This is a genomic window from Pseudomonas sp. F3-2, assembly GCF_038804275.1.
Classification (GTDB): domain Bacteria; phylum Pseudomonadota; class Gammaproteobacteria; order Pseudomonadales; family Pseudomonadaceae; genus Aquipseudomonas.
In genome coordinates, this window is record NZ_CP152388.1 from 4818114 (window position 1) to 4842666 (window position 24553).

Consider the following 24553-nt stretch of genomic DNA (forward strand, 5'->3'; position numbering starts at 1 on the left):
AAATCAGCTAGCCCTGGGGAGGGACACATGCGGATCTATTGCACCAGCTGCGAACACAAGGGACGTATCAGTTCCCGGGAAGAAGTTTCCCGAGTTTTCGTGAAGCTCTACTGCCAATGCCTGGACGCGAAATGCGGGCACACGTGGGTCGCAAACCTGACGTTTTCGCACACGCTCAGCCCTTCCGCGCAGACGTTTGACCGGATGTTGATTGATCGATTGAGGGATTTGCCCAGGGCGAAACAGCGGGAGCTGTTCGAGCAGTTGGGTTCGCAGGCAGTTGCGTAGATCCCGGATCGCCGACTTCCGCTCTGCCGGCGATCGACCTACGTGGTGTTGCAACAGATGTGTTTACGAGGCCGAACCTTCTTCCGGGTTTTGAGCCAGCAAATCCGTTAAGCGCTTCAGCTGAATACGTTCTCGCTCGTTCAGGCGCCGATAGCCTTCGATCAAGCGCCTTTCGATTTTCGTGAGGGCGTGCCACTCGAACTCGACAGCATCAACGTAAGCGTTACCAACCTTGGTGTTATCCAACATGCGTGATTCTCCGATTGTGCATAGCTGAATCGAAGATATCGGGCGAAGCGATGTTTATTGAATGGCGAAGGGGAATCGCGATGTGTCGGAAAATTCTTGTTCGGTCATTCCGAGAGCTTTGCTGCGTCGTCGGCCATTGCTTTGAGAAAGCGTCTGACGGCTGTTTGATCCTCAGGAGGAATGGTTCGGTATTGCCTGATTATCAAGTCTTCTGTATCGGTCAGCGCTTCGAGAGGCAGGGTAGCTCGCACCCCATGAAGGATGTAATTCGTATCGAAACCAAAGCGCGCCCCCGCTCTGCTGAGATAAGTGGCGGTCGCGTCGCTGTCTCCCCCTTCGTAATTGGCCTGAGTCCGCTTGGACACGCCCAACGCTTCCGCGAGTTGTTCTTGCGTCATTCCGCAACGCTTGCGCTCTTCTTGGAGCCTCGAACCTATCTGAACCGATTCCTGCAAAATTTTTCATCCACGATATTTACAAATGCACTAAAGTGCATCAAAGTGCATTTCACACCACATGAAATTGCACGGAACTGCACTATGCCTAACACCCCTATCACCGAGCAAGCCCGCCAGAAAGCACGTGAAGAACTGGAACGAAAAGGCCAGACCGCCAAGGGTTTCGCGGATCTGCATGAGTTGAACCCCAGCACCGTTTACGCGGTGCTGAGTGGCCAGAGCCATTGTCGCCGTGGGGAGGCACATCGCGCCGCCGTACTGCTGGGTATCAAAGACGGCGTGATTGCACAGTAATGGCCAAGCCATCCAAGGGACACCAGAACATGAAAATCCCGGTTCTAAGCACTTTGAGGGAAGTGGTCAGCACGATCATCTGTGCCTATCCCGGTGGCCGCGAATGCGCTGCAGCGCGCCTGGGCATGAACTTAAAGAAGTTCGATAACCACGCCTACGAGAACAACGGCGTTCGCCCGCTCACTGAGATTCAGATTCACCAGTTAGAGCAACTGACCCAATCGACGCACCTGCCCAACTACGTAGCGGCGCTGTACGGCGGCATTTTCGTGCCGGTCGCAGATCCGGAGTCTCTGGACAACGTGGAGCTTTACACCATGTCGGTGCAGGTGGCTGCCAAGCGCGGCACGGTCGATCAGATCATTGCCAAAGCGCTCGATGACGGAGAAATAAACCAGACCGAGGCAGACGCGATCCTGACGGCTCATAACCTGCACATGGCCGCTCGGCACGCAGAGGTTCTTGCTGCGATCGAGCTGCATCGCCAACGCCCGGAGTCAGCTCAATGAATTCGTCTGCAGCCCAGCACTACCAGGATGTTTTGAAGGCCGCGGCTCTGCGGTTTCTCGAGCGCCATCAGTGTGAACATTTGAGCAACGACCAGAAGCTTTTCGACCGCACGGTTCAGCACCTGGTGAACGACTTCGACCTGTTGACGAGCCGCGCTGAACAGGTGGCTGGTCTGGCCATCAACGATCTGAACGCGATCCGCGATCGGCAACGATTGGACGTGGCCACCAGCACCGCCACGCACTCAGTGATCATCGATCCGTGCACCGGCATTGCTTGGGCGGTCCCCGTCGCCCTGATCTACGAACGCATCATCAATACCCCGGATAACGGGCGCTTCCGCTTAGCCAACTCGTAACACCCCTTAACCAACGCCCTGCCCCGCTTTCTGTGGGTTTGGGTGAGCTGCGCCCGAATTCGAGGTTTTTGATGGGAAACGCACTGCAAATCACCGCCCAAATGCCAGCTGCAGAGGCCGAAGCGCTGCTGGCTGCCATGCGCCAAAGCTACAGCACAAGCCTCAATGAGCACTGGTACGCGGATGAATTTCGCTACGTCCCGGACCAAGAACGGCACAGCTCGATCCTCAAGAAGAAACCAGCGATGGCAGCGCAGAAACGCCTGATGGCCGCGCTGTCCCTCAGCCTCAAAGCAGTGAAGCAACCATGAGAGACGATCTACGTCACGACGTCCTGCAGCGCATCGAGTCCGATTACGGGCTAAAACATCGCGCTCCGACCAATTACATGCGGGGCGGCACGTGTCCGAAGTGCAATAAAAGGGAGCTGTACACCCGCTTTGACAGCCCTTGGCAGTTGATCTGCGGCCGGCAGGAAAAGTGCGGTCACACGCTTCACGTGAAGGAAATCTACGACGACCTTTTCGAAGACTGGAGCAAGCGCGCCCCTGCAACTGAGAACGTGCCTACGGCAACCGCTCGCGCATACCTGGAGTTTGCTCGCGGGTTCGACATCTCGCTGATCGCTGGCTGGTTTACTCAAGAGACCTTCTATTCCCCGGTCGACCAGGCCGGCAGTGCAACAGTGCGCTTCGCTTTGGAAAAAGGCGGCTACTGGGAAAGGCTGATTGACCGGCCAGCCCGGTTCGGAAAGATGAAGGCGCGCTTCAAGCCCGGCGAAAGCTACCGTGGCGTCTGGTGGTGCCCGCCCTGCGTCGACCTTCTGGAAGTCAAAGAAATCTGGATCGTAGAAGGCATCTTCGACGCTATCGCGCTGGTGCATAACGGCGTTTCCGCCGTATCGGCCATGTCGTCGAACGCCTTTCCCGAGGAATCGTTGAAGGCACTGCTACGCGATCGCACCGAAAAACTTCCAAGGCTGGTTTGGGCACTCGACAACGAACAAGGTGCGCACGCTTACACCCGCCGCTGGGTGCGTCAGGCGCGTGAAATGGGGTTTGTGTGTGAGGCGGCGCAGATCCCCCAGCGGGACGGCCGCAAGGTCGACTGGAACGATCTGCATCAACGCTGGGCATTCATTGAGGGTGACGAGAAACGAGCTGCACAGGTCAGTGCTGATCTGAAACAGGCTCGCCATCAAGGCGCGCTGCTGATCGCAGAAAGCGCCGCCGAAAAAGCGTTGCTGATGTACGACTGGAACAAGCGCGGCGAATTCCACCTCGGCTTCGGCAACCGCCTCTACTGGTTCAAGCTGGACATGGAGAAATACAACCGTGCCGTTCAGGACATCGAGGACAGCGAAACCCAGGAAGACCAGCTGCTGAACAATGCGCAAATGCGCGAGAAGGCGCTGCAGCAATCCGGCAGCGTTGTAGAAATCGCCAACTGCTACCCGCAAGCCCTCTACTTCCAGCGCAATGAGGTGACGGACGAATCCTGGTACTACATGCGCGTCGACTTCCCGCACGACGCCGGCAGCGTGAAAAACACCTTTACCAGCGGCCAGCTCGCCGCCGCCAGTGAGTTCAAGAAACGGCTGCTGGGCATGGCAGCCGGCGCGATGTACACCGGCAGCGGCCAGCAACTCGACAAGCTGATGAAGGATCAGCTGTACGGCATCAAAACGGTGTCGACCATCGATTACGTTGGCTACAGCAAAGAGTACGGTTGCTACATCTACGGCGACATCGCGGTCAAAGACGGCAACGTCTATCCAGTGAACAGCGAAGACTATTTCGAGTTCGGGAAGATGCGCCTGAAAACACTGCAGAAGGGTGTTCCGGTTCAGCTGCAGCGTGACCCCAAGGGCTACGACGAGGAGTGGCTGCGCCTGTTGTGGATCTGCTTTGGCACCCAAGGCATGGCGGCGTTGCTGTTCTTCTTTGGCTCGTTGTTCTGTGAGCAGATCCGCGCCCGCTATCAGTCGTTCCCATTTCTGGAGGCCACTGGCGAGGCTGGAGCCGGTAAGACCACGCTGCTCAACCTGTTGTGGAAGCTGCTGGGCCGTGAAGGGTACGAAGGATTCGACCCGATGAAGTCCACCAAAGCAGGGCGCTCCCGCTTGATGGGCCAAGTGTCGGGCATGCCAGTCGTGTTCCTGGAAGCCGATCGCCACAGCGAAGACAAAGCTCACGCCAAGACTTTCGAATGGGACGAGCTGAAAGACTTCTTCGGGGGCGGCACGCTGGCCACCAAAGGCGTGAAGACGGCAGGCAACGAAACCTACGAACCGCCGTTTCGCGGAACGATCGCGATCAGCCAGAACGCGGCAGTGGTTGCCCACGAAGCAATCATGACCAGGATCGTGAAGCTGCACTTCATCCGTCCGACGGTGACACCCGAGAGTCGTGCTGCAGCTGACAAGCTGAACGCCCTGGACGGAACGATCCTGAGCCACTTCCTGCTGCAGGCCGTGCGCAAGGAAACAGAGGTGATGGACGTGTTCTGTAAGCGGTTCCCGGAGCACGAAACCAAACTGCGCAAACTGCACACCCATTGCTTCGCTTGTGACACTCAATTCACGGGTGATGGTGCCTGCCGCAAGTGCGGTAACGGCTTGCGGGGCTACATCGGCGTCGAGCGGATCATCAAAAACCACGCTCAGCTGTTCGCCTTACTCGACGCCATTCGCCTGGTCGTCACCCTGTCAGAGGTTCAGGTCAGCTCGACGCGCCGGCAGATCGTTGAAATGGCGCTCGAGCGCCAGAGCACAACCAACGCCGATCACAGCGCCGTGGCCGAGTTCTGGCAGGTCTACGAGTACCTCGAATCGATCTATGACGAGCCCTTGGTCAACCACAGCAAGAATCCGGACGTCATCGCGATCAACCTCAACGAATTCGCCGAACGGGCCGCAGAGCACCGCCAGAAACTCGCTGACGTCACGACGCTGAAAGACCTGCTCAAAGAATCCCGCAGCCGCAAGTACCTGGACTACAAGGCCGTCGACAGCGCAGTGCGTTCGGCGCAGGCCATCAAAAACCCAATGGTCACGCGCTGCCCCACCGTCAAGTGCTGGATCTTCAAAGCCTGACCAGGAGCGCCATCGATGCAGATTCAAGTAATCAACTATTCACGCACTGACAAGTCGTCGGACCTTATCCCTTTCATCATCGCGAACCTGAAAGAGACACCCGACGGCCTGCCGATCGTGCATGCCGAGGCGTACGCCGTCGACGGTCTGGTGGGGATCCTCGAGGTGCGTGCGGTTCGAGGAGAGCGCGAAATTCTGGTGATGGGTTGTTCTCGGGCTCACATCCAGGGGGTTCTGGAGTGGAGTTCGTGCGACGACGAAGGGACGTTTGAATATTTGGTGATTCACTTGGTGCGAAAGACCAACGAATCACCGACTTGACGCCGGCACTAGCCGGTAAACGAAAGGCATCGAGGGGTGGCACCCCCTCGACGCCAACCACTACTGAGGACAACACGATGCAAGCACAGCACCAAAGCAGCGGCGAACCGAAGGCTACCACATTGCAGGACCAAGCCACGCGGTCGGCTCGACACCTGATGGCCATCCGGATCGTCGGCACGGCGTTATTTGATTACCAGGTGAGGAAGTCTGCCGATGCGCGGATCCGCCTCGAATGTCTGGCCACCATGGCCCACCAGCTCGGCGACCTTAGTGAGAAAGAAACCGCCGTTGTCGCCCAGCTGCTGGCCAGACCAACTTCTACCGGAGCATGTGTATGAACAACAATGAGGCGACGGCCGTGCCGGGGCCAAAGACGGTGACCACCCGCGATCGGCCGACAATGGCCAGCAAGCACCTGGATCTGCCGAGCATTTGTGACATCTGCGGCATGGCCAGGTCGACACGCAAGCACCGGTCATGCAGCCAGATTCGACAAGCACGTAAAAAAGAGGAATGGGCAGCGCTGATGGCTGAAAGGCTCGCCGCCCGATTAGCAAGGGAGCGGCGCTATGCCCGTTGAAGTAGAGATGGATACACCGGATCTGGTGGGCTCTATCCAAGAGCTCATACGCCAGCTTCAACGGCCTGCAGTTGCGGCAGAGCATGAGCTGTGGACATCGCAGGATGTCGCGTCTTATCTGAAACTGTCGGCGTACACAGTTGAGCGTAGGGTAGTAGTTCAGCCCGGATTTCCAGCAAGCGTGCAGCCCTGCGCCACAGGTGCGAAGGCAGCTAAGAGGTGGTTTGCTGGAGAGGTGATCACATGGGTCCGGCAGCACCGCGCCCGACTGCCGGCAGCAAGACGACCAAGACAAACAGCGTGACTGATAAGCCTGCGTATATCGCAGGCTTTTTCATCCCAGGCGTTGCGCCAATTCCGAAGCGGTGGCGTTGTAGTAAACCATCAATGACTTCAAGTCCTTGTGGCCCGTAATGCGAGCCAGGTCCAACACGTCGACTTTCCGAGCAAGGCGAGTGATAGCCTCATGTCGGGTGTCATGGAACGTCAGCCCGTTGATTCCCAGCTCATCCCGCACTCGCCTGAACATTGTGTCAGCAGACGCGGACTCAAGTCGAAACAGGCGATCGCTGGCCCCTTTGCCCGTGTATAGGGGAGTTAACAGTTCGACCGCTCTCATGCTCAGCGGAACGTTTCGGCTCGAACCGTTTTTGGTCATCGGCAGCCGAACGAACCGCTCCGGTAGGTTGACCCACTGTGCCGTCATCCCGAGGATCTCGCCTTGTCTCATCGCTGTTTCCAAAGCGATCAAGAACGCATACGCCAATTCCTGCAGCATTGTCTGAGGTGGCTGGCCATCTACATATCCGAGCCGATTAAGCAGAGCGCTTGTTTCACTCGGCGCGACACGGCGTTCACGATGGGGCATGTTGCTCGGGCGTTTGGCATCACGGACCGGATTAACCAGGCAGGTTTTCCACTCCGTTCTTGCGATCTCAAATACGGAGGACAAGAGCGTCATTTCTCGGCGGACCGTCGAGCTCTGAACCTTTGCTAATCGAGAGTCCCGCCATTGAGCGACCTGCTCTGAGGTAATGCGGCTCATCAACTCCCCCGCCCATTCCAATTCTCGATCGAAGCGATCGAGGCGCAAGACTTCCCAACGCTCTCCCGCCTTCGCAGGTGACACATCGCGCTTGTACCGCCGTAACGCTTCGGAAAGCGTCATAGATTGGGTGGTTCGCGACTTACCGTTCTGTGCGAGTATTTCAGCTTCACGGGCTGTCGCCCATGCGACTGCTGCAGCCTTGGTATCAAACGTTTGTGAGTCGCGAACGCCCAGCTTAGCAACCTCAGCTCGCCACCCGCCATTGCGTTTCCTGAATGACGCCATCGTGCCCTCCTGGCGTAAAAATGGCGTAAAGGCTATCACGCAGATGCAGTTTGATGCCGCAAACTGTCGTCTCGACTCTCTCCCAAACCCCAGCAAAACCGGGCATCGCACGGCTTTGCCGCTTCCAGCCACTTACTGTCGGGACTCTCCCGTGGCCCCCTCGGGGCACCAAACAGCAGCACCTTCAAGCGGTTACGTAGCTTGAAGAAAAAAAACCGGCCAGATTTGAGCCGGTTTTTTTGTGGGCGGGATTTGACCCCGCCGAGCGTCACGACATGCAAAGTGACATTTAAGGTATTGGCCTAGCGTAGAAGCTGTCAGAAAATTTGGCCTCCCCTTAACTCTGGTCTAGCCCCAATGCATGTAGAGCGCGTCCACCATATCGAATGCAGTGATCCGGACAACGCCGGCATGCATGAATATTATTATGAGTACGACATGTACTATTTTACGGATGGCCCACTCTCACTATCGGTTCGCTGCTATACCGACGAACCGGACGAAGGGTCTTTCATGGGTATCGAAGTTGACGGAGAAGCGCGCTCTCTCGAAGTGGCTGATCTCAAACGCCCCATGCTCCTTGAGGCAATGTCGCATCTCAGAACGGAGGGGAAGGTCACTTTTACCTGGTTCAGTGGCATAGGGTATGAGCCGATTAGAGTGAGCCTGATGGACTAAATCTGAAAACCAGCCCAGATATCACTGATTTCAGGGATTTAAATCCCAAGATGCAGATAGCGATCTAGATATAATGTCCGCTGCCCAGCGCTCCAGACTTCCCTCCCCCAAAAAACTCATGGGACTGGGAAGGACGTGACGATATAGGTGGACATGTTATTGAACTCTTCATATCGCACAATCACCCTAACCTTTGTCATAGGTATTGAAACATCAGGAGCTTCCCTCCTTACTCCCCAACCAACATTCCTCTTTAGATCCATCGTGAAGGCAATCTTTTGCCCCTTTAATAAGAAAGGAGCTTTCGAATACATTTGTATTTTTAGCTTATTATCGGCAAGAACCTTACTCACGGCCCATTCAGCGAGTTCGATACTGTCGAAAGTGGATACCACCTGAAGATTTCTCTGCTTTCTGAGGCGTCGCTGCAAGTGCTCCGACGTTTTAGCAACATGATGTTTAAGGGAATGCCCACCAACACTATTATTTGGAGCGTGCATCGGTTGTTCACTCACGATCAGTGTCATCCTCCCCGCCCGAACCGACGAAACCCTGAACGCGTTATAGAGCGAAGCCGTCGAAAGCGGGACCGCGAACTCAGCCGCGAGCCCGACGACTTGACCGCTGGCGCGGGATGCACCCACGACTTCGGCGGCCGTCATGCCCGCCTTGAACGCATACGAATCGGTTTCCCTGGCGGTCACCAATTGGTGCGCGCCGGCTGCCATTTGGTCGGCGGCGTGCAGCCCCATGGCAACGCATCCCACTTTGGTGATCATTGTGGGTTCCGGGACTGCGCACAGCACGCCGGCGCCGCCGAGCTCTATGATTCCTCCCACTAAGCGCAGGCTGCCAACGACTCGGCTCGAGAAAATCTCGTAGGGCGTGAGGGATTCGTTCTCCAGAATCGCGGCCATTTGGGCAAGACTAAGCGTGACGCGAAACTCGTCCTGATCGGGCAAAGGTCATTTCCTTATGAAGACCGGGTTTTAAATCCGTAGGTTATGAACATTGAGAACCACGACAGCGGCGCTACGCAGGCCTGCTCCAGGAAATCAACGTATCGAGATTAATTTTTGAGGAAGCGAAAACTAGCGTGGGCGTTTTGGATGAACAAGCCGAGCGGAGAAATTCGGAAATGCCTTACAGGCAAGGAAACTACTGGACTACAGGCTCAGCACTGAATGACGATCCGTGCCGTCGCTTCCAGGCACTTTGAGAGCAGAACTTAGCCGTCGCATTCTGCAGATTAAAGGAGCGACATTCCGGAAGACTATTGTGTCTGAGACCGGTGATTTATAAGAAAGCGTTGAAACGGAAGTTGTAATAACAGCGCTGCCTACCGCGTATATATTCGCCCCCACAGAAAACGCGAAAAGTTATTAATAACGTGATCTTCCTAAACTGCGAATGTGTTGCTGCAGGTTTTAAGTCTGCAGCAACATAATTCAGCGCATCAGAAGTCCTGCGCAGTAGGTCGCAGAACGATTTCGTTGATGTCGACATCGCCTGGCTGTTCGATGGCGAAGGCGATGGCGCGGGCGACGGAATCGGCCGGGATGGCTTGCTTGTAGAACTCGTTCACGGCATCAGCGCTTGGCTGGTGGCCGCTGCCCAGTTTCAACTCGGAATCCACTGCGCCAGGCTCGATGGTGGTGGTGCGGATCTTTGCGCCGACTTCATGGCGCAGGCCGTCGGAGATCGCGCGCACGGCGAACTTGGTGCCGCTGTAAACCGAACCGCCCGGGCTGAAGACCTTGATGCCTGCCACCGACGAGATGTTGATGAAATGGCCGGAACCCTGGGCTTCGAACTTAGGCAACGCGGCCGCGACACCGTAAAGCACGCCTTTTACGTTGATGTCGATCATGCGGTCCCACTCGTCGACGCGCAGCTCGGCGATGGGAGAGATCGCCATGAAACCTGCGTTGTTGACGATGACATCGATGCGGCCGAAATCTCTGATGGCGTTGTCGACCAGAGCCGATAAGTCTTCGCGACGGGTAACGTCCACCGTGTAGGCAGAAGCCTGACCACCTGTGGCTTTAATCTCCTCAACGATGACGTCCATACGCTCCTGACGACGCGCACCCAGTACGACTTTAGCGCCGAGGTTTGCCAGATGGCGCGCGGTCGCCTCTCCGAGGCCGCTGCTTGCACCGGTGATAACGACGACTTTGCCTTGAATGCCTTTGCTCATGATCAGTCTCCTGCAGATTGATTCGGGAAGTTGCTGAGAGCGAGTGTGCGATCAAACTTCGCTTCAGAAAATGGAAGAGTTAGGATTTGAGAATTCCATTTTCTGGAATACTGTCGCCATTATCCAACTCGCACCGAGGACTCCGCTGCAATGCTCAATCGCATGGAAATGCTCCGTATATTCTTGGTGGCCGTGGAGTCACCGACCTTTCGCGAAGCGGCGAACAGATTAGGCACATCGCCGCAGAAGGTGACTCGCGCGATTAAAGAGCTGGAACGCGCGTTCGCTGAGCCGCTGTTTCACCGCAGTACGCGACAGGCGCACGTTACTGCCTTCGGTTCGGAGATCGCGCAACAGGCCCGCCACACGCTGAACCAGTTTGATCAGTTGTTCATCGCGCACGCCCAGCCTCAGTCCAAGGGGATCGCAGGTCGAGTCGGCATCACAGCGCCCCACGCCATCGGCAAGCTTTACCTGGCAGGCTTCCTGAAATCCTTGATGCAGCAAAACCCAGGCCTGCGGATCGAGCTGAGCCTGGATGACGAGCTGACCGACGCAGTGGCCTCGCGCATTGACATTGGCATACGCGTCGGCGCAGTGCGGGACAGGCGCTACATCGCCCGCTCGGTCAGTCAGGTGCCGTTGAAGATCGTCGCGGCACCTGCTCTGATCGCTTCCACAGGTACGCCAGCAACTCTGGACGACCTCAAGGACCTGCCATTGTCGACGTTGATTGATCGCAACAATGGTCGCCCATGGCCGTGGTTTTTTGCGCAGAGTCAGACTTATCTTCCGCCCTCTCCCGCCTTCAGTTGCGACGATCCGGAAACCGAACTCGAGTTCGTCCTGGCCGGACTCGCATTCGCGCAAATGCCTGACTATCTGGCCGAGCCTTGGCTTAGTGACGGTCGGCTGGTGGAGGTACTGGCTGATATTGCGCCGCCGACGATTGATTTGATGCTTTACCGCACGCAGTCAGGTCCGGTGCCACCACGTGTCAGGCTGGTCTACGACCACCTCTTCAAGTGCTTGTCGCAACCGCGGCTGTTTCCTGGCCGGTCCTGATAAAACAGATATGAGCCGTTTTATGATCAGAACATGTCGCGACTGACGACTGGCGCCATATCAGTGGCTATTTGCCATTGAAACAACCCTCCTGCTGTGATGAAATCCCCGGCCGACAAATCGGATCCATCTGGAACCGCTCTATCTCAAGGACGAACACGGGCTTTACGGCCTGGCTGTTGCGTCCGCAGCAGTCTTGCGCATCACAAGGAGTGCGTTCAGTGAAGTATTTCCACCCCGGTAAACTGACGGTGCTGGCACTGGCGGTTACGCTGAGCAGTTGCGCCACGCTGAATCAGGCCGGCCGTGACTATGGCACCGCCATTGGTTGCGCTGGCGGTGCATTGTTAGGCGCAGGTCTGACTTACGCCGCGACCCGCGACGCCGGAAAGGCAGTGGCAGGCGGTGTCGTCGGCGGCGCGGCAGGTTGTGTGATCGGTCATGTGTGGCAAAACCGCCAGCAGGAACTTGAACGTATCGCCCGTGAAGAAAACCTGAAAATGCAGGTCGACACTCTGCAGGCTCAAGCGCCGGCGCAGAGTGGCAAACCGGCGACCACCACTGACGCGGGAATCGTTGCTCAGGTCGAAGACCAGGGCATGTTCCCCACAGGCAGCGATCAGTTGACCACCGACGGTCTGCGCCAGGTGCGCAAGCTGGCTAACGCTTTCAAGCCGGCGGACAGCCAGAACGGCGCTGCGGGTCAGGCGGTGCTGGTAGTCGGCCACACGGATGCCACGGGCACCGCAGAATTCAACCAGCAGCTGTCCGAGCGCCGCGCCCGCAGCGTGGGCAAGGTGCTGGCCGAAGCCGGCATCGCACCGCAGAATCTGTACTTTCAGGGTGTAGGCGCAGCCCGACCGTTGGCCGATAACACCACCGCCGATGGCCGCGCACAGAACCGCCGCGTGGAAATCGTTCAGCTTGAATCCACCGCGCTGCTTGAACAAAGGGTCAAACAGGAGCGCAGCAACCCGCGTTACCTCGCCCACGGAACACGCAGCCAGACCGTCACCAAAGTCAAAGAGCCGGTGGCGTCCAGCAACAAACCGGCGCCGGCCCCGGTTGAGAAAACTGTCGTCACCACTCCGGCGAATTTCATCGACTTCGGTGGCAGCCCCGCCAGCAGCGATACCAGCCAACTGGCGCAACTGGTCAAGCCAATGCAGTCCAGCGGTTTCGCCCTGATCAGCAAGGCAAACGCTAGCACCCCGGTCGCCAGCTGCGACGGCGACCGACCTCGGGTCATGGGTGCGGTCAAGAATCTTGTCAGCGGCCAGGAACTGGCAGAGCACGACACCTCGGAGTACCTGCCCGGCTACAACGGGAGAGTCTGGGCCAATGACGTCAACGGCAATCTGGTGACCATCACCCCGATTGCGGTACTGCGTAACAACGCGGAAGTCGCCAAACAACCTCGCGTGCAACTGGTTAAAGGTTACGACCAGAACAAGAAAGGCAAAGCCACCACTCTTAATGCCATCGCCAACACGTTCGAGGGACAAGACACCGTGCTTTATCGGGTCTTCGTCGATGACGCTCAGGCGCCGGTGAGCTGCATGGACGTCGTGCTAGAAAAATTCGGCAGCAAAGCGGTCGACGGCAAGTTGTTTTACGACAAGACCGGCGAAAGCTATGTCGCCAAATTTGTCCCTGTGCGCACCTGACGCAAGCAAAATTCGAGGAAAATCATGGAACAGTTTTCGATGGACAGTCTGACTGCGTTTCTTGCGCTGCACCGCGTGGCGGTGGGGCTAATCCTGACCACCATGGTCCTGATGGTTGCCATCAAGATCTGGTGGGCAAAGGTCAGCTACTTCTACATGAACGTCGCCTACGCCTTCCCAGTGATAGGCAGGGTGACAAGCTGGAGCCGCAAGGCGCCAATCAACAACGCGGATGGCTGGATGGACAGCGAGACGCGTCTGTGCGCCGACTACTATTCGTATTATCAGGAGCTGAATAAAAGCCCTGATTTCTATGACAAATGCCGGGACTATTTGAATAAAGTCCACGAGACAGGCCGACGAGAAAAAGGCTTTCTCATGTGGATGCTGATCATTGGTCTGATCTTCTTCGAAGCCGTGGGTTTCGCATATGTACTTGCGCCGTTCATGGTGCAGAACATCTCGGCGAACGTTGCGGGCATGCTGGCCTGGTTCACTGCCTTCCTGTTGTCGGTCGCCGCGGTGTTCTTTACCGAGATGGCCGGTCGTGAGATGCACCACAGCAGTCTGATCACCAAGATTCGCACTTGGTACGAGCAATCACGTACCCCGCGAGACCTGGAAGCCGACACCAAAGTCGACATCGATAACACCTATCGCGATGACGACGAACCCAACTATCTCAAAGTGCTAAACCGCACCGATCACAATGCCCGCGTCACGCCCAAGTACACGTGGACTACCGTGTGCCTGATTTACGTGCTGGCCATTGCCATCGGTGCGTTCGTCATACGCAACTACAGCCTCAAGTCGATGGAAGTCGACCTTGTCAGCAATCCAGACGCCTTCAGTCAGACCCAAGGGGCGAGCGGCAAACTGCCGGATTCACCTTTTGAACTGCCTGCTGAAAGCGTGGCGGAAAACCAGACGGCCGCACAGTCGTCGGCGCAGGACAAAATGGAAGCCATCCGTGCGGCTTCCCTGACGACCTACATCATCCTTTCGGTAATCTTCCTCGGTATTCAAGGCGTCGGGATCGTACTGTCGAACCGTTTCTCCTTCGCTGGCAAGCAATCAGGGCAGGCGTGGCATTACACCCGAGGTTTCAACAACGCCGAAGAATTCGCCGCGCACTTCCAGAATTTGCGCGAGCGCGTCGCCCGGGATGCCCAGGCCAAGTTGACGTCGTTGCAGAGCCGTCTGGCGAACCGAATTACCACATCAGGGCATGAGAGAGAGCATCTGCTCAAGGGCTTTGGTCATCGTAATTTCGATGCCTACGTCAGCAAGCGTCATGCGGACTTCCGCAAAAGCGACGACAGCCGCATCGAGCAGGAGCGCCTGCGTCGCCAGCAGCTCGGCGAAGGTCAGGCCGAAGCTCGCGCCAAGGCCAAACCGCAGGTCAGCACCGTTGCCTCCGATCCGGTGATCACGACTGCGTATGTTGAACCGCAAGCCCCCGTGGCCGCACCGAAAGCCATCACTGCGCTGGACCCTGACAATTTCGACGATCTGACCGAATTCGATGATGACGAACTGACGTTTTTGGCCGGTAAGTTTCAGGTCACGCTCGAACAGTTGAGAAAGGTTCAGAAGCTGCAACGCATGGCGGCCAAGGCCAGCCGGGCCACTCAGGAGCTTTGACATGAAATGGCGCGCCTTGCTGGCTTGCACAACCTTGCTGTTAAGCGCGCCGCTGCTGCAGGCCGCCGAGCGCAATGACCTGCCCAGTTGCTATGAGTTTGCCAAGCTGAGCCAGTATCGTCCGCAGCCATCGGGGCGAGAGCTGATCATCATCATTGATCAAACGGTGCAACTGCCCAAGGATCTGAAAGACTCCACCTACAGCCACGCGCTGCGCTACGTGAAACCCGGCGACAGCGTGCGGCTGTACCAGTTTTCTGCATACCTGCCCGGCAACTATATGAAACTGATGTATGCCGGGCAGCTTGAGGGAAGACTAGGCGACAAGGTACGGGACGATATCGGTATGAACAGCCTGCGCCAACTCGACGCTTGTCTGAGCAAACAGGTGGACTTCTTCCAGAAGAGTCTGGGCCAGAAAATGGTGGAAAGTTTCGCCAAGCCGGGAGAAGACATCGCCAAAAGCGAAATCTTCTTCAGCCTCAAGCAAATCGGCGACGACATCGCCACACGTCCTGCACCGGAAAAAGTGCTGTTGCTGGTCTCGGACATGCTCGAAAACAGTGACTTCGGCAGTTTCTACGCCAATAACCAGATTCGTGCGATCGACCCCTCCTCAGAGCTGAAGAAAGTCGAACAGAAAAAGCTGTTCGCCGATCTTGGGGGCGCGAAAGTCTATGTGCTTGGCGCGGGCCTGGTTCCCGGATCGATCAAGAACGGCTACCGATCCGGCAGTACCGTGCAAAAACTCGAATCTTTCTGGGGGGATTACTTGAGCCAGTCCAATGCTCATCTAGTCAGCTTCGGCGCCCCCTCGCTGACTGTCGACCTGCAGTAACTCCCGCCTTCTTCGCGCCGGTCTCGGATCGGCGCGAAGCTTGCGCCGACATTTCGGCGTTCGTTCGTCCCCCGCACTGCACAACCCTGAGTTCTCAACTAGCCTGAAAAGTGACTGATCCAAAGCGACCCGGCTGTACGCTCAACCTCGCTGATCGGATAAAAACAACAATGAAAGATCCCTATGCGTTCGGTTTCTATTGCGCCCTTTTCGCTCTCGCGGCGATGACCGGCGCGGTCTTCTACGAGTCCTACTCCGGCGCCGGCGACTCAGGCTCCGCCGCGGCATTCAGCGTCATCAATTCATGTTCCTCCCTGGTCCAGGCGCTGGCGGCCATCGGCCTGGTCGGGCTGGCGTTCAAGGCGTATCGAGCGTGGAAAAACGAGATCATCCACAACAAGGCGCTGAGCATTATCTGGGAAGCCAACGTGGCATTTCGCGAGATTGAGCTGAGTTTCAACGAATGGTTTTTTGGCCCCAACGCCGTGGAAAAAGCCAACAGCGAGGGCGCCCGGATCACCTCGCTGCTGGCCGCCAGTCCGTTCGGGGCGAGCCTGCGCAGCTTCAAGAAGCAGTGCATTCTGATCGACAAAGTCGTGATCAAGGACGACTGGCAATGGGTCAACCACGCCACTGAGCTGGACATGCTGGCGCGGGTGCTGAGCATGGACGCCTTCCGGCCCACCACCAAAGCGAAAGAAACCGCCAACATCATCGACTTCCTCTACTCCCGGGAAGGCGAAGCATTGAAACGCACTCAGAGTGAGTGGGAAATGCTCATGAAAGTCATCGAGAAAGACCTCGCAGCACTGGAGGCGCAATACAGCGCATAACGTCGGAAGGTTCGCAACACGCGGACAGAACTGATAACCGGCGGCTCCGGTCGAAAGGCGTGCGACACTGCCGCAACAGGCAGACACGCCGCCGGATGCTCCTGCGGTTTTTATCCTTCCGAAGGCCACCGCCACTCCATGTTCGACCACATTGACATCAATTACCTGCTCGCCAATTACGGCTACTGGGCAGTTTTCATCGGTTGCCTGCTCGAAGGCGAGACGATTCTGATCCTCGGCGGACTGGCCGCTCATCAACATGTCTTGCAGTGGCCGCAGGTCATGGTCTGGGCCACGTTGGGCGGGATGATCGGCGATCAGATCCTGTTCTGGACGGGACGCTACTTCGGCCCGCGCCTGATGCCGCGCCTGCACCGTCAGCAAGCCACTATCGACCGGGTCTCCGGGCTCATCGAGCGCTATCCGACGGCGTCGATCTTCTCTGTGCGATTTCTTTACGGCATGCGCCTGATCGGTCCTCTGGTGATCGGCGCCAGCCGCCTCTCACCGGTGCGCTTTTCGATCATCAATCTGCTGGGCGCGGCCGTTTGGGCCGTGCTGTTCGTCACAGCCGGGTACTGGGCAGGCGAATTTCTGGAGGACTTGCTCGGCAATCTAAAGCCCTATCGCCTTCCCATCTTCATCGGCGTTGTGGTGCTTGCGGCGGCCATTGCGACTTACCGACATTTCAGAGCCAAGGCTAAACGCGCGAAACGCCATCAGCCCTGACGGCACCCGCCGAAACAATTGCCCACACACTGGCTATTGCGCATCATGAGCGGCATGACCTCGGCAAGGATTCGGCCGCTCAATGAAAACCAGCAAGACGATCACCCGCGCATTCTGTGTAGAGCTGCAGCAAGAGCTCTCGATCGTTGCAGCGCGACGGGAGTTCTTCTCCCAAGAGCCGCCTCGCGCGCGTTTCAGCTTTCTGTGCTCAAGCGAAGCGTGTCGCGCGCGGGGCGTGAAGATCACCGGCGTTCGCTATGACGTAAAGCCGCAGGAGCACCCGACGTTCGTCGCCGCGCATTTTCGCGCCAACCCGAACTACGAGCACCACGCCGATTGCGAATGGGTCGATGACCCTCATTCGCCTGATGATCAGCCGGATCCGGCCGAGACCGAAGCGCAGAGCGCGTTGCGCAAGGTCAAGCGCAAGCTCGACGATTACATTGATGTGTTCGACCCAGCGCTCAAGGAAAGCGCCAAAGCGGCGCCGGCTCCGACAAAGTCCGACACGCCCGTATCAGAACAACCGACGCCTACAGCGGCTGCATCTGACGCGCCAAGAACCGCAAAGACCACTCCAACCCGCACCAATAACCTCGAGCGACTGGTGGACAGCTTCCGTCAGGCACAGGCGCAACTGAGCAAGGAAGAGTTCGCGCTGCTGACGTTGCGCATTCCGGGTCAGGGCGAGGTGTCGCTGAGATCGTATTTTCGTCATATCAAATTCGCCCAGCCCGGCGACGAGCGCCGAGTTCTGTATGGCGGCGGCCTGGTGGAGCGTTACGGCATCGGGTTCAAGTTCAAGTTCTTCGATCGGTTACAAGGCAAGTTGGTGACACTCTATGTTTCGCCCGCGCAGATGCAGGCGTATCGGTCGAGTCGCTACATCAGCGAGCTGTTGAGTCATGCCGATGAGGTCCGGTTTTTCACAGTCTTCGCGCTGGGGACCCTTGCGCTCAGCCCATCCGGGAAGAGCGTCAGTGTGCAAATCGACGACCTGCGTCATCTGGCGATCGTACTGGGGCCGACGAAGGAGCCGACCGATCCGCAAACCGCTACCGTCGCGGAGTAACGCGCGAATCGAGTGGTGCAGGCACGGCAGAATCAACGGCCTGGGCCGCCCGGTTCAAAGGTGAGCGCTGACCCATAAAAAAACCCCGCTGCTCTTGCGAGCAACGGGGTTTCGGTTGTTTCAGTCAGGCCATCAAGGTGCTGCGTATGTGACCAGCAGCTCTTTGGTTACCTGAAAGTCCAGCGACATCGCCACGCTCAAGGCGGTGATGGTGAAGATGGAGAACACGAACAGCTTACGTGCCCAAACGGAGTCATCTTTGGCTTTGTAGCCTGTCCACGCCATGTACAGCCAGTACATGCCCATGGCTGCCGCAACTGCCAGATAGTTGAGCCCGGCGTAACCGCCGAAGGTCAGCATCAAGGTAGCCAGCAGGAAAGCCAGGATGTAGATCAGGATGTGGCGCTTGGCGACCCGGATGCCACGCTTGACCGGCAGAACCGGAATCGAAGCAGCCAGGTAGTCGTTGAAGCGGAAGATCGCGATGGCGTACGAGTGAGGCATCTGCCACAGGCTGAACATCACCAGCAACGTCAGTGCCGCCAGGTCGAAGCTGTTGCTGACCGCAACATAGCCGATCACCGGTGGCATCGCGCCCGACAGGCTGCCCACCAGTGTGCCGTGAACGGATTTGCGTTTCAGGTACAGGCTGTAGAAGCCGACATAAATCACAAAACCGATCACTGCGCACCACGCGGCCAGCGGGTTGGCTTTGGTGTACAGCAAAGCGACACCGGCAACGCCCAACACCGTGGCGAACGCCAGGGCCAGTTTCAACGAAATCAGGCCCTGAACCAGTACGCGGTTCTTGGTGCGCTCCATCTTCACATCGATATCGCGATCGATGCAGTTGTTGAAGACGCAACCAGAGGCCACGACCAGCGAAGTCCCGATCATCGCAACCAGGAACAGACCGAAATCGATGTGTCCCTTGGAAGCCAGAAAAAAGCCACCTGCCACCGAAAGCACGTTACCGAAAATGATCCCCGGTTTGGTGATTTGGATAAAGTGCTTCAGTGACATCAGGTTTTCCTCAGTGCGCCATCATAGCGGTGTGGATGCTGAACATGATCCATACCGTCAAGCCAACCAGAAGAACGATAACCAGCGTGGCGAACGCGAATGCAACCACGTTGTTGCGCTGTGCCACCGAACGGTCCAGGTGCAGGAAGTACACCAGGTGAACCAGAACCTGCACGACCGCGAAGATCAGCACGATCCACAGTGTGGCAACTTTCGATACCGTCGGGAACATAACCAGACCGAAGGGAATCGCGGTCAGGATGATCGACAGTACGAAGCCGACCATGTACGACTTGAAGCTGCCGTGGCTGGAATCGTCATGGGAGTGATGTGAATTCGCCATTTAAATGGTCCCCATCAGATAGACAACGGTGAACACGCAGATCCAGACCACGTCCAGGAAGTGCCAGAACAGGCTGAGCATGCTCAGGCGGGTCTGGTTGGTGGCAGTCAGACCATTCTTGTTGACCTGGTACATCATGATCGCCATCCAGATCAGGCCGCTGGTCACGTGCAGACCGTGGGTACCGACCAGCGTGAAGAACGCCGACAGGAAGCCGCTGCGGTTAGGGCCGTAGCCCTCGGAGATCAGCATGTGGAACTCGTTGATCTCCATGCCGATGAAGCCCAGACCGAACAGGAAGGTCACGAACAGCCAGCCCAGCACACCGGACTTGTTACCTTTGTGCATCGCCAGCATGGCGAAGCCGTAGGTGATCGAGCTGAGCAACAGGCAGGCGGTTTCGCCCAGCACGTATGGCAGTTCGAAGATGTCGTGGCCTGCTGGACCACCGGCAACGTTGTTAACCAGCACTGCGTAAGCGGCGAAGATCGACGCGAACAGAATGCAGTCGGTCATCAGGTAGATCCAGAAGCCGAAGATTTTCATCTCGCCGGCGTCATGGTGACCGTGGTCATGCTCATGGTCATGACCGTGGTCGTGACCTTTAGCACCTTCAAATACTAAGTTCGACATTGTTTATGCCTGCTCCAGCTTGTTGACAGGAGTGTTTGCCTGGGCATTGCGGACCGAGGCCAGGATCTTGTGTTGCTCGCCTTCGATGCGTGCCACTTCCGAAGCAGGAACCATGTAGCCCTGATCGTCACGTGCAGCGTGGATGACGAAGTAAACGATGGTGCCAACCAGGCTGGCGATCGACAGCCACCAGATGTGCCAGATCATCGCGAAACCGAAGACGGTCAGCAGAGCACCCATTACCAGGCCGGTAGCGGTGTTGTTTGGCATGTGGATGTCGGAGTACTTGGCCGGAACCGGGTACGCTTCACCATCACGCTTGGCTGCATAGAACGCGTCGATCTCGTTTGCCTTCGGCAGTTCTGCGAAGTTGTAGAACGGCGGAGGCGACGAAGTGGACCACTCCAGGGTGTGGCCATTCCAAGGGTCACCGGTCACGTCACGGTTCTGCTCGCGGTCACGGATACTCACGTAGATCTGGATCAGCTGGCAGGCGATACCGACCATGATCAGCGCTGCACCCCAGAATGCGACGTGCAGGTACGGCGTCCAGTCCGGGTTGTCAGTGGTGTTCAGACGACGGGTCATGCCCATGAAGCCCAGTGCGTACAGCGGCATGAATGCCACGTAGAAGCCCGAGATCCAGAACCAGAACGCTGCCTTGCCCCACTTCTCGTTCAGCTTGAAGCCGAACGCTTTCGGGAACCAGAACGCGAAGCCTGCGATGTAACCGAAGACAGCACCACCGATGATCACGTTATGGAAGTGCGCGATCACGAACAGGCTGTTGTGCAGAACGAAGTCAGCACCCGGGATAGCCAGCAGAACGCCGGTCATACCGCCGATGGAGAAAGTAACCATGAAGCCCAGGGTCCACATGACTGGCGCGGTGAAGCGCAGACGGCCCTGGTAGATCGTGAACAGCCAGTTGAACAGCTTCACACCCGTCGGGATGGAGATCAGCATCGTCGCCAGACCGAAGAAGGCGTTGACGCTTGCACCCGAACCCATGGTGAAGAAGTGGTGCAGCCAGACCATGAAGCCCAGTACGGAGATCGCGCCGGAAGCGTAGATCATCGAGTGGTGGCCGAACAGGCGCTTGCCGGTGAACGTCGAGATGACCTCGGAGAAGACACCGAACGCCGGCAGAATCAGGATGTACACCTCAGGGTGACCCCACGCCCAGAACAGGTTCACGTACATCATCGGGTTACCACCCAATTCGTTCGTGAAAATGTGGAAGTCCAGGTAGCGGTCAAGGGTCAGCAGTGCCAGGGTGGCGGTCAGGATCGGGAACGACGCCACGATCAGAACGTTCGCCCAGGTGCAGGTCCAGGTGAAGATCGGCATGTCCATCAGTTTCATGCCAGGCGTACGCATCTTCAGGACGGTAACCAGGAAGTTAACGCCCGTCAGTGTCGTACCCAGTCCCGATAGCTGCAGTGCCCAGATGTAGTAGTCGACACCCACGCCCGGGCTGTAGCCCAGTTCAGACAGCGGCGGATAGGCAACCCAGCCGGTACGTGCGAATTCACCGACGCCCAGGGAAACGTTGACCAGCACCACACCGGAGATCAGCAGGTACAGACTCAGGGAGTTCAGGAACGGGAAGGCAACGTCGCGAGCGCCGATCTGCAGAGGCAGAACGATGTTCATCAGACCGGTGAAGAACGGCATCGCCATGAAGATGATCATGATCACACCGTGAGCGGTGAAGATCTGGTCATAGTGTTCAGGCGGCAGATAGCCGGGCGAACCCTCGGTGGCCAGAGCCAGCTGGGAACGCATCATGATGGCGTCAGCGAAACCACGCAGCAGCATGACCATGGCGATGATGATGTACATCACGCCGATCTTCTTGTGGTCGACCGAAGTCAGCCACTCGGTCCACAGGTAGGTCCACTTCTTGAAATACGTGATCAGACCGAGTACCGCAGCACCGCCAATAGCGATCATGGCAATCGTGATCATGACTATCGGTTCGTGGAACGGTATCGCGTCCAGACTTAATTTACCAAACATCGTTTACTCCTCTGCCTCAGCAGCTGAATGCTTACCCATGTCCATCCCTTCCATACCGGCCACTTCTTTCTTCTCGTGCTCAATCTTGCCCGGCTTCATACCTTCATACTTGTCGATGATGATCTGGAACAGGTTCGGAGTGACCGTGGAGTAGAGTTCAACGGGGTTACGTTCGCTAGGTTTGGCCAGAGCGGTGTATTCAGCCGTTGCCAGCTGTTTAGGTGAATTCTTGACTTCAGCAACCCAGGCGTCGAAGTCAGCCTGCGAGGTCGCGGTCGCCTTGAATTTCATGCCGGTGAAACCTGCGCCACTGTAGTTGGCGGAGATACCATCGAACTCGCCGTTTTCATTGGCGATCAAGTGCAACTTGGTCTGCATGCCGGCCATCGCGTAGATCTGGCCACCCAGTGCAGGGATGAAGAACGAGTTCATGACCGAATCAGAGGTGATGCGGAAATTGATCGGCGTGTTAGCCGGGAAAACGATCTTGTTGACGGTCGCGATGCCCTGTTCCGGGTAGATGAACAGCCATTTCCAGTCCAGCGCGACCACTTCGATGGTCACAGGCTTGACGTCGGATTCAAGCGGACGGTATGGGTCCAGCGCGTGGGTCGACTTGTAGGTGACGTAGCCAAGCACGATGATGATGGCCAGAGGAACCAGCCAGACAACCAGTTCAATCTTGGTCGAATGCGCCCAGTCAGGGGTGTAGGTTGCGCTCTTGTTGGAGGCGCGATACTTCCAGGCGAAGATGATGGTCATGAAAATGACCGGCACCACCACCAGCAGCATGAGCAGGGTAGCGGTGATGATCAGATCACGCTCTTGCACGCCGACATGGCCCTTGGAATCCAGCAGGGTGTAATCGCACCCGCTGAGCAGGAGCATGCTGAAAAGGGCCAAGAAGCCAAAAAACCTGGGGTACCTTTTTTTACTCATCTCACGACCTCTAAAAGCAGCTTTCGCATCGCAGTTGGGTTTCGACCGCCAACACTTCACCCTGCCAGGTGCTGGCAAATTTTTGGATTGAACAGGGGCCTGTCAGGAAGCGTATGGCCTCGTAACAAATCCGGGTTTAGCTGTGGTTTCTTATTCGAATGGTGGCAACCGCCTATGCGGACCAGATCCCTTGGCGCTGACATTCTGAATTTGACGCAGGAGGCCATTCGAACGGCGTCTACAAAGGCGTAAAAACGCTTTCCGACCTCGATTTCCGCCGTCCTTCAAGTGATGGGGGCGTTAAGTGGGGGCGATTGTAGATACGTAAAGTTTTATTGACTATGAGTTTCTGCGCAACAGTTAATTTCCGAATCTGTAAAAATGCGGTCTTATGTCGCACCTTGAAACAGGTCAAAAGCCCCGAAATTCTTAAGGATTTTAGGGCGATTTTTTATGCAACACTTTGTTATCAGCGCGCTTTCATCCGGTTACGAATGATACCCACCGGTACCAGAACCACTGTGAGAACGAAAGCCGCCAGCGCCCATTGTGCTAGCGAAAGTCCGAAAACTGGCGGATATGGCGTCTCACAGAAGCCTGCGACCTGAAATCCGAGCGGAAACAGCGACGCGAGCGGCAATCCATCGACAATGGGTTGCAGCACATCGATGCCGCAGCTCTCGGTCGGATGCGTCTGGATGTAAACGTGCCGCCCCGCCGCAACAATGCCGCCCACTGCACTCAGGGTCACCAGAACCTCGCAGATCGTCAGACTCAGTCGCCCCGGCATGGCAGCGCCGATAAACGCGAAGACGGCGATGAACAGCAACGCATACCGCTGAAGGATGCACAGCGGACAAGGCGCCTCGCCCAGCACCACCTGCATGTACAGCGCTCCACCGATCAGCGCCAGGCAGATGATGCCGAGCAGAACCAGAAACTGCTTCTCACGCCGCAGGTAAAACATCTCGTCAGTCATTCACATACCCTTTGAATTGGAGTCCATCCGGATCGACGGATGCGTATTGTTGCGGGCCGGGACAGTCCGGAAAGCCCGCAATTCTACCATCGTCGCATCGCCCCGCTCACTGCCGGATAATCCGGTCGCATGATGCTCATGCCAACACCATTCAGCGAGCCGAGCCATTTTTTCAGGCGCGATGTTGACCACGCCTGCATTACCCGAACATTAACGCTCCAGGCCGAGGGCCTGACGAGAAACCGCTCGCTGCAAAACCTTGTTCCCTAGCCTGCGCACACCGAAGCCTGCGACCGTTTGCCACAGCGACATCCGGACGCAGACTTTCTTCTTATATATAGAAGCGTGCGGCTTTTTGTCGCAGACGTGCCTGTGCCGCCGAACCTCCTTCTATATATAG

The 24553-nt window shown here is 57.0% G+C and carries 27 protein-coding genes; 16 read left to right on the plus strand and 11 right to left on the minus strand.

Annotated features, from left to right (window positions below; genetic code table 11):
- Positions 1-27: 27 nt before the first annotated feature.
- Positions 28-288 carry an ogr/Delta-like zinc finger family protein gene (locus tag AAGQ88_RS21675; RefSeq protein ID WP_342653532.1) on the plus strand — a complete coding sequence of 87 codons (261 nt, stop codon included), beginning with the start codon at positions 28-30 and terminating at the stop codon, positions 286-288.
- 63 nt (positions 289-351) lie between these two features.
- On the opposite strand, the gene AAGQ88_RS21680 is transcribed toward AAGQ88_RS21675, so the two are convergent.
- Together AAGQ88_RS21680 and AAGQ88_RS21685 are read right to left on the minus strand one after the other, a co-directional pair.
- On the minus strand, positions 352-537 hold the full coding sequence (locus AAGQ88_RS21680; protein ID WP_342653533.1) for a hypothetical protein: 186 nt from the start codon (positions 535-537) through the stop codon (positions 352-354).
- Positions 538-641: 104 nt separating this feature from the next.
- Positions 642-935: a helix-turn-helix transcriptional regulator gene (locus tag AAGQ88_RS21685; RefSeq protein WP_342653534.1), complete on the minus strand. Its 294-nt coding sequence runs from the start codon at positions 933-935 to the stop codon at positions 642-644.
- A gap of 141 nt (positions 936-1076) precedes the next feature.
- On the opposite strand from AAGQ88_RS21685, the gene AAGQ88_RS21690 reads away from it, so the two are divergent.
- The 8 genes from AAGQ88_RS21690 to AAGQ88_RS21725 all read left to right on the plus strand — a co-directional run bounded on the left by AAGQ88_RS21690 (position 1077) and on the right by AAGQ88_RS21725 (position 6155).
- Positions 1077-1289, plus strand: coding sequence for a DNA-binding protein (locus tag AAGQ88_RS21690; RefSeq protein WP_342653535.1), 213 nt, complete (start codon positions 1077-1079; stop codon positions 1287-1289).
- Between the two features lie 29 nt (positions 1290-1318).
- Complete coding sequence (locus AAGQ88_RS21695) at positions 1319-1798, plus strand: YmfL family putative regulatory protein (RefSeq protein ID WP_342653536.1); 480 nt, start codon at positions 1319-1321, stop codon at positions 1796-1798.
- Positions 1795-2157 (plus strand): hypothetical protein, encoded by a 363-nt coding sequence (locus AAGQ88_RS21700; RefSeq protein WP_342653537.1) that lies wholly within the window; start codon positions 1795-1797, stop codon positions 2155-2157. The genes AAGQ88_RS21695 and AAGQ88_RS21700 overlap by 4 nt, the downstream gene beginning before the upstream one ends.
- A gap of 71 nt (positions 2158-2228) precedes the next feature.
- Positions 2229-2468 carry a hypothetical protein gene (locus AAGQ88_RS21705; RefSeq protein ID WP_342653538.1) on the plus strand — a complete coding sequence of 80 codons (240 nt, stop codon included), beginning with the start codon at positions 2229-2231 and terminating at the stop codon, positions 2466-2468.
- Positions 2465-5251 carry a toprim domain-containing protein gene (locus AAGQ88_RS21710; RefSeq protein ID WP_342653539.1) on the plus strand — a complete coding sequence of 929 codons (2787 nt, stop codon included), beginning with the start codon at positions 2465-2467 and terminating at the stop codon, positions 5249-5251. Before AAGQ88_RS21705 ends, AAGQ88_RS21710 begins: the two co-directional genes overlap by 4 nt.
- A 15-nt stretch (positions 5252-5266) precedes the next feature.
- Entirely contained in the window at positions 5267-5572 is a 306-nt protein-coding gene (locus AAGQ88_RS21715) for a hypothetical protein (RefSeq protein ID WP_342653540.1), read from the plus strand.
- A gap of 77 nt (positions 5573-5649) precedes the next feature.
- Positions 5650-5913, plus strand: a complete 264-nt coding sequence (locus AAGQ88_RS21720; RefSeq protein WP_342653541.1) for a hypothetical protein — start codon at positions 5650-5652, stop codon at positions 5911-5913.
- Entirely contained in the window at positions 5910-6155 is a 246-nt protein-coding gene (locus tag AAGQ88_RS21725) for a hypothetical protein (protein ID WP_342653542.1), read from the plus strand. Before AAGQ88_RS21720 ends, AAGQ88_RS21725 begins: the two co-directional genes overlap by 4 nt.
- Positions 6156-6489: 334 nt before the next feature.
- Here the strand turns inward: AAGQ88_RS21725 and AAGQ88_RS21730 are convergent, their stop codons facing one another.
- From AAGQ88_RS21730 to AAGQ88_RS21740, 3 genes are all read right to left on the minus strand, one after another.
- Positions 6490-7488 carry a site-specific integrase gene (locus AAGQ88_RS21730; RefSeq protein WP_342653543.1) on the minus strand — a complete coding sequence of 333 codons (999 nt, stop codon included), beginning with the start codon at positions 7486-7488 and terminating at the stop codon, positions 6490-6492.
- Between the two features lie 794 nt (positions 7489-8282).
- Positions 8283-9128, minus strand: coding sequence for an RNase A-like domain-containing protein (locus AAGQ88_RS21735; protein ID WP_342653544.1), 846 nt, complete (start codon positions 9126-9128; stop codon positions 8283-8285).
- 494 nt (positions 9129-9622) lie between these two features.
- Positions 9623-10366, minus strand: a complete 744-nt coding sequence (locus tag AAGQ88_RS21740; protein WP_342653545.1) for an SDR family oxidoreductase — start codon at positions 10364-10366, stop codon at positions 9623-9625.
- A gap of 168 nt (positions 10367-10534) precedes the next feature.
- Here AAGQ88_RS21740 and AAGQ88_RS21745 point away from each other — a divergent pair, with 168 nt between their 5' ends.
- From AAGQ88_RS21745 to AAGQ88_RS21775, 7 genes are all read left to right on the plus strand, one after another.
- Complete coding sequence (locus AAGQ88_RS21745; protein ID WP_342653546.1) at positions 10535-11431, plus strand: LysR family transcriptional regulator; 897 nt, start codon at positions 10535-10537, stop codon at positions 11429-11431.
- A 221-nt stretch (positions 11432-11652) separates the two neighbouring features.
- Positions 11653-13098 (plus strand): OmpA family protein, encoded by a 1446-nt coding sequence (locus AAGQ88_RS21750; RefSeq protein WP_342653547.1) that lies wholly within the window; start codon positions 11653-11655, stop codon positions 13096-13098.
- Positions 13099-13122: 24 nt separating this feature from the next.
- The gene (locus AAGQ88_RS21755; RefSeq protein WP_342653548.1) at positions 13123-14742 is read left to right on the plus strand and encodes a hypothetical protein; all 1620 of its coding nucleotides are present in this window, start codon (positions 13123-13125) and stop codon (positions 14740-14742) included.
- A 1-nt stretch (position 14743) separates the two neighbouring features.
- Complete coding sequence (locus AAGQ88_RS21760; RefSeq protein WP_342653549.1) at positions 14744-15580, plus strand: hypothetical protein; 837 nt, start codon at positions 14744-14746, stop codon at positions 15578-15580.
- A 170-nt stretch (positions 15581-15750) separates the two neighbouring features.
- Positions 15751-16413, plus strand: a complete 663-nt coding sequence (locus AAGQ88_RS21765) for a hypothetical protein (protein ID WP_342653550.1) — start codon at positions 15751-15753, stop codon at positions 16411-16413.
- 138 nt (positions 16414-16551) lie between these two features.
- Positions 16552-17142, plus strand: a complete 591-nt coding sequence (locus AAGQ88_RS21770; RefSeq protein WP_342653551.1) for a DedA family protein — start codon at positions 16552-16554, stop codon at positions 17140-17142.
- 82 nt (positions 17143-17224) lie between these two features.
- On the plus strand, positions 17225-18214 hold the full coding sequence (locus tag AAGQ88_RS21775) for an ATPase (protein ID WP_342653552.1): 990 nt from the start codon (positions 17225-17227) through the stop codon (positions 18212-18214).
- 132 nt (positions 18215-18346) lie between these two features.
- On the opposite strand, the gene cyoE is transcribed toward AAGQ88_RS21775, so the two are convergent.
- The 6 genes from cyoE to AAGQ88_RS21805 form a co-directional block, all read right to left on the minus strand.
- The gene (gene cyoE / locus AAGQ88_RS21780) at positions 18347-19237 is read right to left on the minus strand and encodes a heme o synthase (protein WP_093462940.1); all 891 of its coding nucleotides are present in this window, start codon (positions 19235-19237) and stop codon (positions 18347-18349) included.
- Positions 19238-19247: 10 nt separating this feature from the next.
- Positions 19248-19580: a cytochrome o ubiquinol oxidase subunit IV gene (cyoD, locus tag AAGQ88_RS21785; RefSeq protein WP_093462937.1), complete on the minus strand. Its 333-nt coding sequence runs from the start codon at positions 19578-19580 to the stop codon at positions 19248-19250.
- Positions 19581-20213 (minus strand): cytochrome o ubiquinol oxidase subunit III, encoded by a 633-nt coding sequence (locus AAGQ88_RS21790; protein ID WP_285422497.1) that lies wholly within the window; start codon positions 20211-20213, stop codon positions 19581-19583.
- A gap of 3 nt (positions 20214-20216) precedes the next feature.
- A complete protein-coding gene (cyoB, locus tag AAGQ88_RS21795) occupies positions 20217-22235 on the minus strand; it encodes a cytochrome o ubiquinol oxidase subunit I (RefSeq protein WP_285422498.1) in 2019 nt (672 codons plus the stop codon).
- 3 nt (positions 22236-22238) lie between these two features.
- On the minus strand, positions 22239-23174 hold the full coding sequence (gene cyoA / locus AAGQ88_RS21800; RefSeq protein WP_093462928.1) for a ubiquinol oxidase subunit II: 936 nt from the start codon (positions 23172-23174) through the stop codon (positions 22239-22241).
- Between the two features lie 469 nt (positions 23175-23643).
- Positions 23644-24153 (minus strand): disulfide bond formation protein B, encoded by a 510-nt coding sequence (locus AAGQ88_RS21805; protein WP_285422499.1) that lies wholly within the window; start codon positions 24151-24153, stop codon positions 23644-23646.
- Between the last annotated feature and the right edge of the window lie 400 nt (positions 24154-24553).

Excerpts from the sequence above, each read along its gene's own strand:
- AAGQ88_RS21675 (WP_342653532.1), top strand. The coding sequence starts at position 28 with ATGCGGATCTATTGCACCAGCTGCGAACACAAGGGACGTATCAGTTCC.
- AAGQ88_RS21680 (WP_342653533.1), bottom strand. The coding sequence starts at position 537 with ATGTTGGATAACACCAAGGTTGGTAACGCTTACGTTGATGCTGTCGAG.
- AAGQ88_RS21685 (WP_342653534.1), bottom strand. The coding sequence starts at position 935 with ATGACGCAAGAACAACTCGCGGAAGCGTTGGGCGTGTCCAAGCGGACT.
- AAGQ88_RS21690 (WP_342653535.1), top strand. The coding sequence starts at position 1,077 with ATGCCTAACACCCCTATCACCGAGCAAGCCCGCCAGAAAGCACGTGAA.
- AAGQ88_RS21695 (WP_342653536.1), top strand. The coding sequence starts at position 1,319 with ATGAAAATCCCGGTTCTAAGCACTTTGAGGGAAGTGGTCAGCACGATC.
- AAGQ88_RS21700 (WP_342653537.1), top strand. The coding sequence starts at position 1,795 with ATGAATTCGTCTGCAGCCCAGCACTACCAGGATGTTTTGAAGGCCGCG.
- AAGQ88_RS21705 (WP_342653538.1), top strand. The coding sequence starts at position 2,229 with ATGGGAAACGCACTGCAAATCACCGCCCAAATGCCAGCTGCAGAGGCC.
- AAGQ88_RS21710 (WP_342653539.1), top strand. The coding sequence starts at position 2,465 with ATGAGAGACGATCTACGTCACGACGTCCTGCAGCGCATCGAGTCCGAT.
- AAGQ88_RS21715 (WP_342653540.1), top strand. The coding sequence starts at position 5,267 with ATGCAGATTCAAGTAATCAACTATTCACGCACTGACAAGTCGTCGGAC.
- AAGQ88_RS21720 (WP_342653541.1), top strand. The coding sequence starts at position 5,650 with ATGCAAGCACAGCACCAAAGCAGCGGCGAACCGAAGGCTACCACATTG.
- AAGQ88_RS21725 (WP_342653542.1), top strand. The coding sequence starts at position 5,910 with ATGAACAACAATGAGGCGACGGCCGTGCCGGGGCCAAAGACGGTGACC.
- AAGQ88_RS21730 (WP_342653543.1), bottom strand. The coding sequence starts at position 7,488 with ATGGCGTCATTCAGGAAACGCAATGGCGGGTGGCGAGCTGAGGTTGCT.
- AAGQ88_RS21740 (WP_342653545.1), bottom strand. The coding sequence starts at position 10,366 with ATGAGCAAAGGCATTCAAGGCAAAGTCGTCGTTATCACCGGTGCAAGC.
- AAGQ88_RS21745 (WP_342653546.1), top strand. The coding sequence starts at position 10,535 with ATGCTCCGTATATTCTTGGTGGCCGTGGAGTCACCGACCTTTCGCGAA.
- AAGQ88_RS21755 (WP_342653548.1), top strand. The coding sequence starts at position 13,123 with ATGGAACAGTTTTCGATGGACAGTCTGACTGCGTTTCTTGCGCTGCAC.
- AAGQ88_RS21760 (WP_342653549.1), top strand. The coding sequence starts at position 14,744 with ATGAAATGGCGCGCCTTGCTGGCTTGCACAACCTTGCTGTTAAGCGCG.
- AAGQ88_RS21765 (WP_342653550.1), top strand. The coding sequence starts at position 15,751 with ATGAAAGATCCCTATGCGTTCGGTTTCTATTGCGCCCTTTTCGCTCTC.
- AAGQ88_RS21770 (WP_342653551.1), top strand. The coding sequence starts at position 16,552 with ATGTTCGACCACATTGACATCAATTACCTGCTCGCCAATTACGGCTAC.
- AAGQ88_RS21775 (WP_342653552.1), top strand. The coding sequence starts at position 17,225 with ATGAAAACCAGCAAGACGATCACCCGCGCATTCTGTGTAGAGCTGCAG.
- cyoE (WP_093462940.1), bottom strand. The coding sequence starts at position 19,237 with ATGTCACTGAAGCACTTTATCCAAATCACCAAACCGGGGATCATTTTC.
- cyoD (WP_093462937.1), bottom strand. The coding sequence starts at position 19,580 with ATGGCGAATTCACATCACTCCCATGACGATTCCAGCCACGGCAGCTTC.
- AAGQ88_RS21790 (WP_285422497.1), bottom strand. The coding sequence starts at position 20,213 with ATGTCGAACTTAGTATTTGAAGGTGCTAAAGGTCACGACCACGGTCAT.
- cyoB (WP_285422498.1), bottom strand. The coding sequence starts at position 22,235 with ATGTTTGGTAAATTAAGTCTGGACGCGATACCGTTCCACGAACCGATA.
- cyoA (WP_093462928.1), bottom strand. The coding sequence starts at position 23,174 with ATGAGTAAAAAAAGGTACCCCAGGTTTTTTGGCTTCTTGGCCCTTTTC.
- AAGQ88_RS21805 (WP_285422499.1), bottom strand. The coding sequence starts at position 24,153 with ATGACTGACGAGATGTTTTACCTGCGGCGTGAGAAGCAGTTTCTGGTT.